This is a genomic window from Kribbibacterium absianum (genome assembly GCF_030067705.1).
In the GTDB taxonomy this organism is placed as follows: domain Bacteria; phylum Actinomycetota; class Coriobacteriia; order Coriobacteriales; family Atopobiaceae; genus Kribbibacterium; species Kribbibacterium absianum.
Map to the genome: position 1 here is coordinate 547,768 of NZ_JASJEX010000001.1, position 13,451 is coordinate 561,218.

Sequence of the window (13,451 nt, forward strand, 5' to 3'; positions counted from 1 at the left end):
ACGTGGGCATCCTGATCGGCCTGGAGCAGGCGAGCCACGAGTGGCCCAACAAGGCCGTGCTCAAGGACCAGACCGCCGGGCTCTTCGAGGGCGACCGCATCGGCGTGGTCGGCAAGAACGGCGACGGCAAGACCACGCTGCTCGAGCTCCTCTCCAAACGGCTCGAGCCGGACGCAGGCACCGTCACCTGGCGGAACCACCTCGCGGTGGGCGTGCTGGAGCAGGCGGACCCGCTGAACGACGACGACACCGTGGGGCGCGCGGTCTTCGGCGACGTGCCCACCTACACCTGGGCGAGCGACCCCAAGACCCGCGGCCTCGTGAACGCCCTGATCGGCGACATCGACCTCGAGGCCCGGGTGGGCTCGCTCTCCGGCGGCCAGCGGCGCCGCGCCGACCTCGCGCGCGTGCTCGCCGGCGACTGGGACGTGCTGCTCCTGGACGAGCCCACCAACCATCTGGACATGGCCGCCATCGCGTGGCTCGCGGACCACCTCGGCCATCGCTGGGCGGCGGGCGAGGGCGCGCTCCTCTGCGTGACCCACGACCGCTGGTTCCTCGACAACGTGTGCACCTCGATGTGGGAAGTGCACGACGGACAGATCGAGCCGTTCGAGGGCGGCTACTCCGCGTACATCCAGCAGCGTGTGGAGCGTGACCGACTCGCAGCCGTGGCAGAGGAGCGCCGCCAGTCCATCCTCCGCAAGGAGCTCGCGTGGCTGTCGCGCGGCGCCCAGGCCCGCTCCACCAAGCCCAAGTTCCGCGTGAAGGAGGCCCAGGCCCTCATCGCCGATGTGCCGCCGATGCGCAACCCCCTGGAGCTGCGGCGGCTCGCCGTCGCACGACTCGGCAAGCAGGTCTTCGAGCTGAAGGACGTCGGCGTGAACTATGGCGACGGGCCTGTGCTTCAGGGCATCGACTGGCTGATCGGCCCGGGCGAGCGCATCGGCATCCTCGGCGAGAACGGCGCGGGCAAGTCCACGCTCCTCAAGCTCTTCCGCGGGACGCTCGAGCCCACCTCGGGCACCGTCAAGCGGGGCGCGTCCGTGAAGCTCGGCGTCATGGACCAGCACCTGGACTCGCTGGCGGACAAGGGGGACTGGCGCGTCAAGGACCTGCTCGCCACCTACAAGACGAGCTACGTCATCGGCGGCAAGGAGTACACCCCGAGCGCGCTGCTCGAGAGCCTCGGGTTCGACACCCGCGAGACGATGACCTACATCAAGGACCTGTCGGGCGGCCAACAGCGCCGGCTGGCCCTCATGTGCGTGCTGCTCGACGAGCCCAACGTGCTCGTCCTCGACGAGCCGGGCAACGACCTCGACACCGACATGCTCGCGGTGATGGAGGACCTCCTCGACGGCTGGCCCGGGACGCTGCTCCTTGTGACCCATGACCGGTCGTTGATGGAACGGGTGACCGACGACCAGTTCGCGATCATCGACGGCCGGCTGGTGCACATGCCCGGCGGGCCCGAGCAGTTCCTAAAGGTGCTGGCAGAGCGCACGCGGGAGCCCGAGGCCCCGACCGCCGAAGCGCCCGCCAGGAACGTCCGCGCCGACGGCCTCACCAACCAAGAGCGGCGCGAGCTGCGGAAGCGCTTCGACTCGCTCGACCGACGGCTGCAAAAGAGCCCGACGGAGCCGGAACGGCTTCGCCAGGCCATGCGCGACGCGAACCCGTCCGACTTCGCCGCCCTGACCAAGCTGCAGGCACAGCTCACGTCCGCCGAGGAGGAGCGCGCGGCTTGGGAGGACGAGTGGCTGGAGCTGGCCGAGAAGCTCGGGCTGGAGTGAGCCCATGGAGGAATTGGCGCGGCGTTTCTTCCCGCCCTACCGGCGCTATCTGATCTGGGGTCCTGTCACCAAGTGCCTGGAGGTGGGCTTCGACCTGCTCACGCCGCTCGTCATCGCGTGGATGATCGACTCCGGGGTCAACGCGGGCGACACGGACGTGATCTGGCAGGGGGTCGGCCTCCTTGCGGGCATGGCGTTCCTCGGCTTCGGCGTCACGCTCATCTGCCAAAAGATGGCTTCGCTGGCGAGCCAGGGCGTCGGGACCGACATCCGCGCCGCCCTCATCGAGAAGATGGGCACCTTCTCGGCCGCCGAGCTCGACCGTTTCGGCGCCCCGACGCTCGTGACGCGCACCACCAACGACGTCAACCAGCTGCAGCTCGCCATCTCGATGCTCATCCGCCAGCTGATCCGCTGGCCAGCTCTGGCCGTGGGCTCGGTGGTGTGCGCGCTCGCCATCGACGTGCCGCTCGGCCTCGTGTTCTGCGTGTGCCTGCCGGTGCTCGCGGCGGTGTTCTACCTCGTGATGTCCCGCTCCGTGCCGTTCTTCGCGGGCATGCAGGCCAAGCTCGACGCGATCGGGCGCCTCGTCCGTGAGACGGCGAGCGGCGTGCGCCCCATCCGCGCGTTCAACCGCGAGGCGTTCCAGGAGGCGCGGTTCCGCGAGGCGTCGCAGGAACAGGCCGACATGGCCGTGGGTGCGGGCCGCTTGACCGCGCTGCTCTCTCCGGCGACCTTCCTCGTCATGAACGTGGGCATCGCCTGCGTCCTCTGGCTCGGCGGGGGGTCCGTGACGGCCGGGCGCCTTGAGCAGGGCCAGGTCATGGCGCTCATCGGCTACATGAACCAGCTGCTCGTGTCCATTGCGTACATCGCCAACCTCGTCGTGATCTTCACGCGCGCCGCAGCGAGCGCCGAGCGTGTGGAGGAGGTCCTGGCCTGCGAACCCACCGTGACCGACGCGGGCGTCTGCGAGCAGCCGACCGAGACCGGCGCGCCGGTGCTCGAGATGGAGCGCGTGTCGTTCTCGTTCCCGAACGCGGGGCGGCCGGCCTTGATGGACGTGTCGCTCGTGCTGGAACCGGGCCAGAGCCTCGGCGTGATCGGCGGCACGGGCTCCGGCAAGAGCGCATTGGCCTCGCTCGTGCCGCGCCTGTACGACGCGACGGAGGGCAGCGTGCGCGTGGCCGGCCGCGACGTGCGCGACCTGCCGCTGTCCCAGCTTCGGAGACTCGTGGCCTTTGTGCCCCAGCGGGCGGAGCTGGTGAGCGGCACGGTGCGCGACAACCTCCGCTGGCGCGGCGAGGACGCGACCGACGACGAGCTGTGGGCGGCGCTCGAGGCCGCCCAGGCAGCCGACTTTGTTCGCCGGCTGCCGGAGGGTCTCGACGCGCCCGTCGAGCCCAACGGCCGCAACTTCTCGGGCGGCCAGCGGCAGCGGCTCACCGTGGCGCGCGCGCTCGTGGAGCCGTCTGCCCTCGTGGTGCTCGACGACTCGGCGTCGGCCCTCGATTACGCCACGGACGCTGCGCTCCGGCGGGCGCTCGCGCACCTGCCCGGGTCGCCGGCGCGCCTCGTGATCAGCCAGCGCATCAGTACCGTGAGCTCCTGCGACCAGGTGCTCGTGCTCGACCAGGGACAGGTCATGGGTCTCGGCACGCACGACGAGCTCCTCGCGGGCTGCCCGCTCTACCGTGAGATCGCGGACTCGCAGCTCCGCCAAGAGGAGGCCGCATGACCCCCCGTGAGACAGATCAAAGAGACGAGATCGTCCCACGGGGCCCCCGCACGGGCGCCATCGTTCGTAGGCTCCTTCGGTACGCGCGCCCGCACGCCGGGCTCGTGACGCTCACCGCCCTCTGCGCGCTCGCCGGCGTGGGCCTCTCGCTCTGGGTGCCCGTGCTTATCGGCGACGCCGTGGACGCCCTGGTCGGCGCCGGCGACGTGGACTGGGAGTTCCTCGCCTGGTCGGTGCGCACCATCGCGCTCGTGGCGCTCGGCGTCGCGGCGTTCCAGTGGGCGCAGGGCTACGCGAGCAACCGGCTCTCCTACGAGACGGTCCGCGACCTCCGCAACGCCGCCTACGACAAGCTGCACCGCCTGCCCGTCTCCTACCTCGACACGCACGGTGCCGGCGACCTCATCAGCCGCATCGTGAACGACGCGGACGCCGTGGGCGACGGGATCCTCCAAGGCGTCCAGCAACTGCTCACGGGCATCGTGACCATCGTCGGCACGCTGCTCTTCATGCTCACGGTGTCGCCGGAGATGACCGTTGTGGTCGTCCTGCTCACGCCCATCTCGATGCTCGGGGCCTGGGCCATCGCGCACTTCTCGCAGAAGACGTTCGCCGCGCAGCAACAGATCCAGGGGCGCCTCTCGGCCTATACCGAGGAGCATGTCGGCGTCCAGCGGCTGCTCAACCTTTACGGGCGCCAGGTGGAAGAGCGCGACGGCTTCGGCGCCATCAACGGCGAGCTGTACCAGGTGGGGGAGCGCGCACAGTTCATCGGCTCGCTCACGAACCCCGGGACGAGGTTCGTGAACAACCTCGTGTACGCGGGCGTCGCGGCCGCCGGCTGCTGTTGCGTGGTCACCGGCATTCCTGGGACGCTCACCGTGGGCGGCGTCCAGAGCTTCCTCTCCTATGCGACGCAGTACACGAAGCCGTTCAATGAGATCTCCGGCGTCCTCGCGCAGGTGCAGACCGCGCTGGCCGGGGCGGAGCGGCTCTTTGGGCTCATCGACGCGCCCGAGCAGGAGCCGGACGCCCCGGACGCAAGGGCACTACCGGAACAGGCTCGCGGCGAGGTCGCGTTCCGGGGCGTGACCTTTGGCTACGACCCCAAGAAGCCCGTGCTCCACAATGTCAGCTGGCACGCGAGCCCCGGCGAGCGCATCGCCGTGGTGGGGCCCACCGGCTGCGGCAAGACGACGCTCATCAACCTGTTGCTGCGGTTCTACGACGTGGACGAGGGAGCCGTGCTCGTGGACGGGGCGGACGTGCGGAGCCTCAAGCGGGCGAGCCTGCGGGGCGCTTTCGGCATGGTGCTGCAGGACACGTGGCTCTTCGAGGGGACCGTGCGCGAGAACATCGCCTACGGGTGCCCTGCCGCCACGGACGAGCAGGTGCAGGAGGCGGCGCGGAGGGCGTTCGCCGACGGGTTCATCGAGCAGTTGCCGAACGGCTACGACACCGTGATCGGCGGGGCGTCCACGCAGCTGTCGCAGGGCCAGTGCCAGCTCCTGTGCATCGCGCGGGTGATGCTCCGCGACCCGTCCGTCCTTGTGCTGGACGAGGCGACGAGCTCCATCGACACGCGCACCGAGGTGCTCGTGCAGGCAGCGTTCGATGCGATGGTGGCCGGGCGCACGTCCATCATCGTGGCGCACCGCCTCTCCACGATCCGGCACGCGACCCGCATCCTCGCGATGAAGGACGGCCACATCGTGGAGCAGGGCACGCACGAGGAGCTCCTCGCCGCAGGCGGTCTCTACGCGCAACTCTACCGCGCTCAGTGGGCGCAGGAAGAGGCCGAATCCTCCGCCACGGAGTGAGACAGATCAAAGAGACGGGATCGTCCCACGCGACCGGGGTGAGACAGATCAAAGAGACAAGACTGTCTCACCCGGCAACCGGGTGTCCCTTGTTTATGGAGGTCCCATCAAGGCCTGAAACACGCCTGTAATCTAGGTTCCCACAGACCGCTTCCCGAGGAGACGGAGGAACCCAGATGGCAGACACCCACCGCGCGCGTTCGGATGCCGACCTGTACCACGTCGTGGCGCGAGGAGTCGGGAGGCAGCTCATCTTCGAGGACGACGCGGACCGCGCCGCCTACACCGACCTCCTCTATGGGCAGGCGCGCAAGCGGGGCGCGGAGATCGTCGCCCATGCCCTCGTCGAGAACCACACCGACGCCGTCGTCCAGGTGCCCTACGAACGGCTCGGGGCTTTCATGAAGGTGGTCCTCGGTGCCTATGCACGCTCGTTCAACCGGCGCCACGAGCGAACGGGGCACCTTTTGGAAGGGCCGTTTCACAGCGAGCCCATCAACGATGACACGTACCTCCTCACCGTGGTGCGCTATGTGCACCAGAACCCCCTCAAAGCAGGGCTCGCGGGCGGCCTTCTGTATCCGTGGAGCAGCTACGGGCGCTATCTGGCCGGCGACGGGTCGCCGCTGGTGATGGGGCTCCTCGGGTCCACCGATGCTTTCGTTCGATTCCATGAGGCGCCGGGGACCCTGTGCGACGGGGTGCGCCCGCCTTTGCCACGGGGAACGGCCAGAAACGCCGAGGCGCTGATCGACGCCGCGAGAGAGGCGCTCGGCGCCGACCCATCCACGGTGAAAGGGGTGCCGCGCGAGCAGCGTGACGCGTCGCTGCGCCTGTTGGTCGAGACGGGATTCTCGGTGCGCCAAGTGGAGCTCGTGACCGGAGTCTCGCACGCGACCGTGCAACGCGTGACAAGCAGGGCCGCATGAGACGATCTCGTCTCTTTGATCTGTCCCACCCCGACGGGCATGAGACAGTCCTGTCTCTTTGATCTGTCTCACAAAGAAAGGCCCGGAGCCGTGGCTCCGGGCCTTGATGTTCCACTGGTCGGGACGACTGGATTCGAACCAGCGACCCCTTGACCCCCAGTCAAGTGCGCTACCAAACTGCGCCACGTCCCGTGGATGCAACGAAGGGAACTTTAGCATTGCCCCGTTGCCGGTGCAAGCTCAATCACAAAACGTCGGGCGCGCCCTTCATCGCCGCCTCGAACTCGTCGTAGCTCACGACCTCCGTTCCGAAGCACCGGCGGAAGTACTCGAGCCCCTCGGCCTCGTCGCCGATCAGGAACGTCATCGTCGCGTCCGCCACGCACACGCTCCGATAGTTGAGGAAGAACGCCGAGGCCAGCGTGTGGAGCACGCAGATGTTGGTGTCCCAGCCGATCGCCACCACGGTGTCCACGCCCAACTCGCGCAGGGTCAGGTCGAGGTCGGTCTGGAAGAACGCCGAGTAGCGACGCTTGGGAATCGTGATGTCCTCCGGCTGAGGGCCGAGAGCGGCGGCGGTCTGCGCCTCGGTCGTGCCAGCCAGACCGTGGTCGCCCCACAGCGCCAGCTCCGTGTCCAGGCCGGGACGGTGCGCGTCGTTGCAGTAGATCACCGGGACGCCCGCGTCATGGCAGAGCGCGACGGTCTTCGTGCAGGCGTCGAGGAACGCGGCCTTCGTCTCGTCCTCGGCCGCGTCGGACAGGCCTCCCTCACAGACGTCGATGACGAGCAGGGCGGTGCGGGTGGGGTCGAACGGCATAGGGTTCCTCCAATATCCAGGGGACTTCGCGCATGCGCTATCATAACCCAGCCTTTTAGCCCTCTTTAGATCGGAGGCGCCCATGGGTCGCGCCATCGCGCTCTGCCTGTTCCCTGCGCTCCTCGCCTGCCTTTCCCTCGCGCTCGCGTTCGAGAGCGCCCTCGCCGGCCTCTCCTGGATCGTCGTCGCCGTCATCAGCGCCGCCGGCGTGTGTTTCGCCCTCAGCTGTGTGCGCATGGTGGGCGGCCAGATGATGGGCTCGTTCCGCAAGGAGCTCCAGCGCCGCGGCGGGGCCGAGAAGGACGTCGTGTCCCAGGAGGAGGCCGGCAGCCGCACGAGGAGCGCGCTGGCCCTCGGCGGCGTCGGTGCCGTCCTTCTCGCTGCCGGGTTCCTGCTCGGCGGCGCCCCGCTCGTGAGCATCCTCAGCTTCCTTGCCACCCTCTAGACCGCCCGGGGCACGCGCGGAGGGGCCAAGCGCGTCCACGTGTCGGCCTTGCGGTGGCTACAAAACCGTAAGGCTCCCTGAGAACGCCCCCGCACCCGCTCGCGTACACTGGCTAGTTGTGTCATCGACACCTGTGGCAAGATCCATCCGGCCGAAAGGCTCACAACTTGAACCTCCATCAGTTCCTTGAGGACAAGATTCACGCCGAGGACCCCGACGCCCCGGTGGGGACCTCCAACAATCCCTCCTGGAAGATCCTCACCGTGGCCAACTTCATCACGATGGCCCGCATCGTGCTCACGGTGGTCTTCCTCGTGCTCTTCGTGCAGCAGTTCAACCGCGTCGCGTGCCTCGCGATCTACGCGGTCGCCGCGTCCACGGACTTCCTCGACGGGCAGATCGCGCGGCGCACCCAGACCGTGAGCTGGTTCGGCAAGCTGCTCGACCCGGCGGTGGACCGCTTCCTGCTCTTCACTGGCGTGCTCGGCCTGTGCGTGGTGGGGGAGCTGCCCGTGTGGATCCCCGTCCTCGTTATCGGCCGCGACGTGGCGCTCGCCGTCGGCATGGCGCTCCTGCAGCGCTACCGCAAGCGCCCGGTGGACGTGCTCTTCATCGGCAAGGTGGCCACGGCGCTCCTGCTGGCCGGCTTCAGCTGGATGCTCCTCGACCTGCCGGTGGTCCCGGGCTGGGGGCTCGTCGACGTCGGCTGGCTGCCGCTCCTCAACTCCACCGCCGCCTGCCCGGCCATCCTGGTGGTCTACGCCGGCGTGGTGGTCTCCATGGTCACAGGCGTGCTCTATTTCATGGAGGGCTTCCAGATCCGTGACGAGGCGCTCGAGGAGGGCGGGCGAGATGAGGCGTAGCGCCCCGTTCCTCATGGCCGCCCTCACGGCCGTCGCGCTCTTCCTTGCCCCGGTGCCCGCGCACGCCGACGCCGTCACGCCCTCGTTCGCGGACGACCTCGAGGCCCAGTCCTGGCTCCTCACAGACTCACGGGGCAGGGTGCTCGCGTCTGCGAACGCCGACAAGTCCATGGAGCCGGCCTCGACCACCAAGATCATGACGGCTATGGTGGTCCTCGACTCGGGCGTCTCGATGGACACCGCCTACACGGTGCCAGAGATGCCGAGCGACTGGGAGAATCCCCAGCTTGCGGGCTACGAAGCGGGCACCACTGCCACCGTCCGGGACCTCCTCGAGGTCATGCTCGTCTACTCCGCCAACGACGCCGCGCAGACGCTCGCCGTCGGGCTGGCGGGCTCCATCGACGCCTTTGCGGACCTCATGAACCAGAAGGCGCACGAGATCGGCATGACGGCGACAACCTTCAAGAACCCCTCCGGCATGGAGGAGGCGGGCCACACGAGCACCGCGACCGACCTCGTGACCATGGGCCGCTACGCCCTTGACAACTATCCCTTCATCGCTCGGATGGTGCGGACGCACGAGGTGACGGTCCCCGTCAACGGCGTGGACAAGGCCTTCGAATCCACCGACGCGCTCATGCCCGTGTACCCGGCCCTCATCGGCATCAAGACGGGCGCCGTCAGCGCTGGCTACGCGTTCCTCGGGGCCGCACGGTCCGACGGCGTGACCCTGTACAGCTGCGTGCTCGGCTGCCCCACCCCCTGGGGGCGTTTCCAGGACACGCTCGACCTGATGCAATGGGCCTATGCCCGCTACGCGAGCCTCACCTTCGCCAAGGAGGGCCAGGTGCTCGGGTGGCGCCCGTTCGCCTTCCGTTTCGGCTACATGGTGCCGGTGGTCTGGGACCAGACCGTCTCCGGGCCGGTGTGGCCCGACGGCGGCGCGACCACCTACTCCCGCGTCGTTCCTGCCTCGGACCAGCTCATGGTCCCCGGCGAGCAGTGCGGCGCATCGCTCTGGACGCAGGACGGCCGCACAGTGGCCGCCGGGTCGCTCTCGGTCGCCCGGGCGGTCGTTCGGGCATAACAGGGTGAGACACCGTCGTCCGGCACGTGCCGGCCGCATCCCGCACAGCCCCGAGGAGGACCCATGGCCAAGAGCGCCCCTTCCACCAAAGCCACACCGTTGACCCAGGAGCATGGCTATCTGGGCGCCGAGCTGGAGCCTGACGCGAACGGCGTCCTGACGCCGTCCTACTACGGGGACGCGGCGGGGGAGCCGGAGGCCTTCGCGGCCGGTTGCGCACTCGCGGACATCAGCGGCACCGTCGGCTCCGTGGTCGAGGGCGCGGACGCCGGCGCGTTCCTCCAGATGGCCTTCGCGGGCCCTCTGCCCGTGCCGGGTCAGCTGGTCGAGAGCGTCGCCCTTCGCGGGGACGGAACAGTGGTCTCGCCGGCGCTCGTCGCCTGCCTCGGCGACTACTACGGCCTTTGGGCGCCGGCCGAGACGGCGCAGCAGCTCACGGGCTGGCTCGAAGGCGTGGCCGCGATCGAGCAGGCCGGCAGCCGCGCCTTCTCGGACGTCAAGCTCGGACACGCTGCAGCCATGGTCACATTGCTGGTCGCCGGCCCGGACTCCGAGAGGGTCCTCTCCGACTACCTCGCTCCCGATGCCTCCCTTCCCGCCGTCGGCTCCATCGCGAACCTCATGCTCGACCGAATCCCCACCGTCTGCGGCCGGGTCGATGTCAACGGTGCCCCATGGACGCTCCTCTGGGTGCCCGAAACCAAGGCGCGCGTGCTCTGGCGGAGCCTGCTCTCCTTCGAGCAGGTGACGCCGGTGGGCTCCTCGGCCGTCTGGGGCCAGATCGAAGAGCAGGCACGGGGCCTGGGCGCCCTCCTCGACGACCCGGACTCGGCGCCCTTGCCCCAGGAGTGCGGCGCCGCAGGCCTGCTCCGTGCCGACGGTGGCTTCATCGGCGCACGCGCGCTCGCTGAACTACACTCGTAGCCGGACAAGCACCTACATCAAACGCACAATGCGTCGCCCCCCCCCGTCGGGCTCTGACTCGTTGCGCGGTATATGGGAGGCCTCATGACGCGCTACGACTTCACGACGCTCCGCGACCGCAGCACCGAGGGCTCTGCCAAATGGGACCTCATGAAGGCAGCGCGGCCTGACGTGCCTTCGGGAACCGTGCCGTTCTCGATCGCCGACATGGAGTTCGTGACGGCGCCCCCCATCGTCGACGCGCTCGCCAACGCCGCCCAGAACCAGAACCTCGGCTACGCGTGCAGCACGCCCCCGTACCGGGACGCGGTCGTCTCGTGGCAGGAGCGCCGGCACCACTGGCGACCGCAGCCCGAGTGGATTGTCGACAGCCCGGGCATCGTCCCGGCGCTCTCCTTCGCTGTCAGGGCCTACACGGAGCCCGGCGACCGCGTCGTGATCCAGAGCCCGGTCTACCCGCCCTTCCGCGCGGCCATCGAGGACAACGGTCGCATCGTGGCGGACGCGCCGCTCATCCTCCGTCCGGATGGCAGCTACCACATGGACTTCGAGGCCCTAGCGGCCCAACTGTCTCGGCCCGACGTCGGCCTCATGATCCTCTGCAACCCGCACAACCCGGTCGGCCGCGTATGGACGCGCGCGGAGCTGGAGCGTCTCGGCGAGCTGTGCGCCCAGAACGCCGTGTCCCTCGTCTCGGACGAGATACACGGCGACCTCGCGCAGCCCGGCCACGAGCACGTGCCCATGGCCACCGCGATGCCCAAAGGCCACGAGTCCGACTGCCTCGTGTGCGTGGCCCCCTCCAAGACGTTCAACCTCGCGGGCCTGCAGTGCTCGTCGATCCTGATCGAGGACCCCGAGCGTCGCGCGGCGTTCCAGAGACAGCTCTCTTTGGCCGGCATCCATTCGCTCGGATGCCTCGCGTACGTGGGCGCCCAGGCGGCCTACACCCAGTGCGAGCCGTGGCTCGACGAGCTGATCGGCGTCATCGGCGAGAACTACGCGCTGGTTCGTGCGCACGTGGCGAAGCGGTGGCCAGAGGCTCGGCTCGCCCCGCTCGAGGGAACTTACATCGCGTGGCTCGACCTTCGTTTCACCGGCGCGACGCCCGCAGAGATCCAGGGCGCCTGCGAGGCCAACGCCCTCTTCTTCGACTTCGGCCCCAAGTTCGGCCCGGGAGGGGACGGGTTCGTGCGGTGGAACCTGGCCTGCCCCTCGTGGGTCATCGCCGAAGCGCTGCCGCGCTTGGACTCCGCCCTGGAATCGATCGTCGAGCACCGCTGAGGAGGCGCCATGTACTCGATCTCCACCCCGCACGCGCCGCGCCCGGACGGGCCCTACAGCCAAGGGTCCAGCGCGGCCCGCTATCTCTTCGTCAGCGCACAGGGGCCCGAGGACCCCGTGACCGGCGGGGTCGTCGACGGCTCCATCGGCGTGCAGACCGTGCGCGCGCTCGGCAACATGGAGGCCGTGCTGGAGGAGGTGGGGCTCGGTATCGAGGCCGTGTGCAAGCTCACCCTGTGGCTGACGGACCTCGACGACCTTCCCAGCGTGGACGAGGTGCTCACCGAGCGGCTCGAGAAGCCCTATCCGGCGCGCTCCGTGTGCGAGGTGTCGCGCCTGCCAAAGGGCGCGCGCATCCAAATCGAGTGCGTCGCCTGCCGCTAGACCGGCGAGAGGGGAGAGGCCGACCTCTCCCCGGTCGGGGCGGGCCCCGCGTGGCCGGCTGTGCGCTTCCTCTCTCGCGCTGGCTGAAAAGGCGCACCCGAGGATGCCGCCGGCCGATACGGGTAGGTTAGAATGTCCATTCGGAGAGACACGACACGGAGGAGCCATTCAGCATGGAGAACACCCAGCCCGGAGCGGCGGACTCCACCACCATTTTCCGCATGCCATCCATCGACGCCACCGTCCCCGACCTCATGGGCTCGCAGCGCCTCGCCAATCCCACGCTGAGCATCGTCAAGGGCCCCCACACGGGAACCACGTTCGTGCTCGACACCCCGGAGGTCACGATCGGGCGCGACCCGTCCAACAGCGTGTTCCTCAACGACATGACCGTCTCGCGCCACCATGCGAAGATGCACCTCTCACCCGGCGCGGACACCGTCGAGGACCTCGGGTCGCTCAACGGCACGTGGGTCGACGGCGCCATCGTCAACCGGGCCATGCTCGAGGACGGCACCACGATCCAGATCGGCACGTTCCGCATGATCTTCCACACCACCCAGAACACGAGCCGCATCCCCACGGGCGTGTAGTCCCATGGCGGACGCCGGCTATCTCACCATTGGGAAGGTCGTCAAACGACTCCAGTCGCAGTACCCGGACCTCTCGGTCTCCAAGGTGCGTTACTTGGAGGACGAGGGGCTTCTTACGCCGTCGCGCACGCCGGGCGGCTACCGCCTGTACTCCTCCCGGGACGTGAAGCGGCTCGAGACGATCCTCTACCTGCAGAAGAACCGCTTCCTGCCGCTCTCGGTGATCAAAGAGGAGCTGGACGGCGCCGGCGGGGGGTCCGCGTCCCTTGACGCGTTCCCGCAGGCGGCGGTCGACGACGAGGAGACCCTCGAGAAGATGCACCCGCTCGAGGACATGCCCGAGCTGCTCGGCGTGTCCGTGGGCTTCGTGCGCGACCTCGCGAACATCGGCGTCGTCAAGCTGCACCGGAGCCCGCGCGGCCACGAGATGGTGGACGGCCACGAGTTCCGTCTGATCCGAACCTGCGACGCGCTCAGCCGCTACGGCATCGAGCCCCGCAACCTGCGCCAGTACGTCAACGCCGCGAACCGCGAGAGCTCGATGTTCCAGCAGGCGCTCTCGACGATGGGCCCGAGGCGCGGCGAGTTCACCGACGAGCAGCGCGCGCAGTACGACGCCGCCTTCGAGCAGCTCCTGGCCCTCACGGACGACGTTCGCAACCATCTGATAAAACGGGCATTCCGCGAGGGCGGATCCTAGGCCGCAAGCGGCACAGTGGTACCCGTCGTGTCAGGAAGCAGGCGCCGGCCGACCCGGCCATGAGC

At 68.9% G+C, this 13,451-nt stretch carries 13 protein-coding genes and 1 tRNA gene; 12 read left to right on the forward strand and 2 right to left on the reverse strand.

The window, feature by feature from the left end:
• Positions 1-2 precede the first annotated feature (2 nt).
• The 4 genes from QJ043_RS02440 (at position 3) to QJ043_RS02455 (ending at position 6,283) form a co-directional block, all read left to right on the forward strand.
• Complete coding sequence (locus QJ043_RS02440) at positions 3-1,796, forward strand: ABC-F family ATP-binding cassette domain-containing protein (protein WP_283712577.1); 1,794 nt, start codon at positions 3-5, stop codon at positions 1,794-1,796.
• 4 nt (positions 1,797-1,800) lie between these two features.
• The gene (locus QJ043_RS02445; RefSeq protein WP_283712578.1) at positions 1,801-3,534 is read left to right on the forward strand and encodes an ABC transporter ATP-binding protein; all 1,734 of its coding nucleotides are present in this window, start codon (positions 1,801-1,803) and stop codon (positions 3,532-3,534) included.
• Positions 3,531-5,354, forward strand: coding sequence for an ABC transporter ATP-binding protein (locus tag QJ043_RS02450; RefSeq protein WP_283712579.1), 1,824 nt, complete (start codon positions 3,531-3,533; stop codon positions 5,352-5,354). The genes QJ043_RS02445 and QJ043_RS02450 overlap by 4 nt, the downstream gene beginning before the upstream one ends.
• A gap of 176 nt (positions 5,355-5,530) precedes the next feature.
• The gene (locus tag QJ043_RS02455) at positions 5,531-6,283 is read left to right on the forward strand and encodes a transposase (protein WP_283712580.1); all 753 of its coding nucleotides are present in this window, start codon (positions 5,531-5,533) and stop codon (positions 6,281-6,283) included.
• Between the two features lie 115 nt (positions 6,284-6,398).
• Here QJ043_RS02455 and QJ043_RS02460 read toward each other — a convergent pair.
• Positions 6,399-6,475 (reverse strand) — tRNA-Pro (locus tag QJ043_RS02460).
• 52 nt (positions 6,476-6,527) lie between these two features.
• Positions 6,528-7,103, reverse strand: a complete 576-nt coding sequence (locus QJ043_RS02465) for a cysteine hydrolase family protein (RefSeq protein ID WP_283712581.1) — start codon at positions 7,101-7,103, stop codon at positions 6,528-6,530.
• 82 nt (positions 7,104-7,185) lie between these two features.
• Between QJ043_RS02465 and QJ043_RS02470 the strand changes: the two genes are divergently transcribed.
• The 8 genes from QJ043_RS02470 (at position 7,186) to ftsR (ending at position 13,386) form a co-directional block, all read left to right on the forward strand.
• Positions 7,186-7,548, forward strand: coding sequence for a hypothetical protein (locus QJ043_RS02470; protein ID WP_283712582.1), 363 nt, complete (start codon positions 7,186-7,188; stop codon positions 7,546-7,548).
• A gap of 167 nt (positions 7,549-7,715) precedes the next feature.
• The gene (locus tag QJ043_RS02475) at positions 7,716-8,411 is read left to right on the forward strand and encodes a CDP-alcohol phosphatidyltransferase family protein (RefSeq protein ID WP_283712583.1); all 696 of its coding nucleotides are present in this window, start codon (positions 7,716-7,718) and stop codon (positions 8,409-8,411) included.
• Complete coding sequence (locus QJ043_RS02480; protein WP_283712584.1) at positions 8,401-9,501, forward strand: D-alanyl-D-alanine carboxypeptidase family protein; 1,101 nt, start codon at positions 8,401-8,403, stop codon at positions 9,499-9,501. Before QJ043_RS02475 ends, QJ043_RS02480 begins: the two co-directional genes overlap by 11 nt.
• A gap of 63 nt (positions 9,502-9,564) precedes the next feature.
• A complete protein-coding gene (locus QJ043_RS02485) occupies positions 9,565-10,425 on the forward strand; it encodes a hypothetical protein (protein ID WP_283712585.1) in 861 nt (286 codons plus the stop codon).
• Between the two features lie 84 nt (positions 10,426-10,509).
• Positions 10,510-11,709 carry a MalY/PatB family protein gene (locus QJ043_RS02490; RefSeq protein ID WP_283712586.1) on the forward strand — a complete coding sequence of 400 codons (1,200 nt, stop codon included), beginning with the start codon at positions 10,510-10,512 and terminating at the stop codon, positions 11,707-11,709.
• 9 nt (positions 11,710-11,718) lie between these two features.
• On the forward strand, positions 11,719-12,093 hold the full coding sequence (locus QJ043_RS02495) for a RidA family protein (RefSeq protein WP_283712587.1): 375 nt from the start codon (positions 11,719-11,721) through the stop codon (positions 12,091-12,093).
• A gap of 173 nt (positions 12,094-12,266) precedes the next feature.
• Positions 12,267-12,686, forward strand: a complete 420-nt coding sequence (locus tag QJ043_RS02500) for an FHA domain-containing protein (protein WP_283712588.1) — start codon at positions 12,267-12,269, stop codon at positions 12,684-12,686.
• Positions 12,687-12,690: 4 nt separating this feature from the next.
• A complete protein-coding gene (gene ftsR, locus QJ043_RS02505; RefSeq protein ID WP_283712589.1) occupies positions 12,691-13,386 on the forward strand; it encodes a transcriptional regulator FtsR in 696 nt (231 codons plus the stop codon).
• The last annotated feature ends 65 nt before the right edge of the window (positions 13,387-13,451 follow it).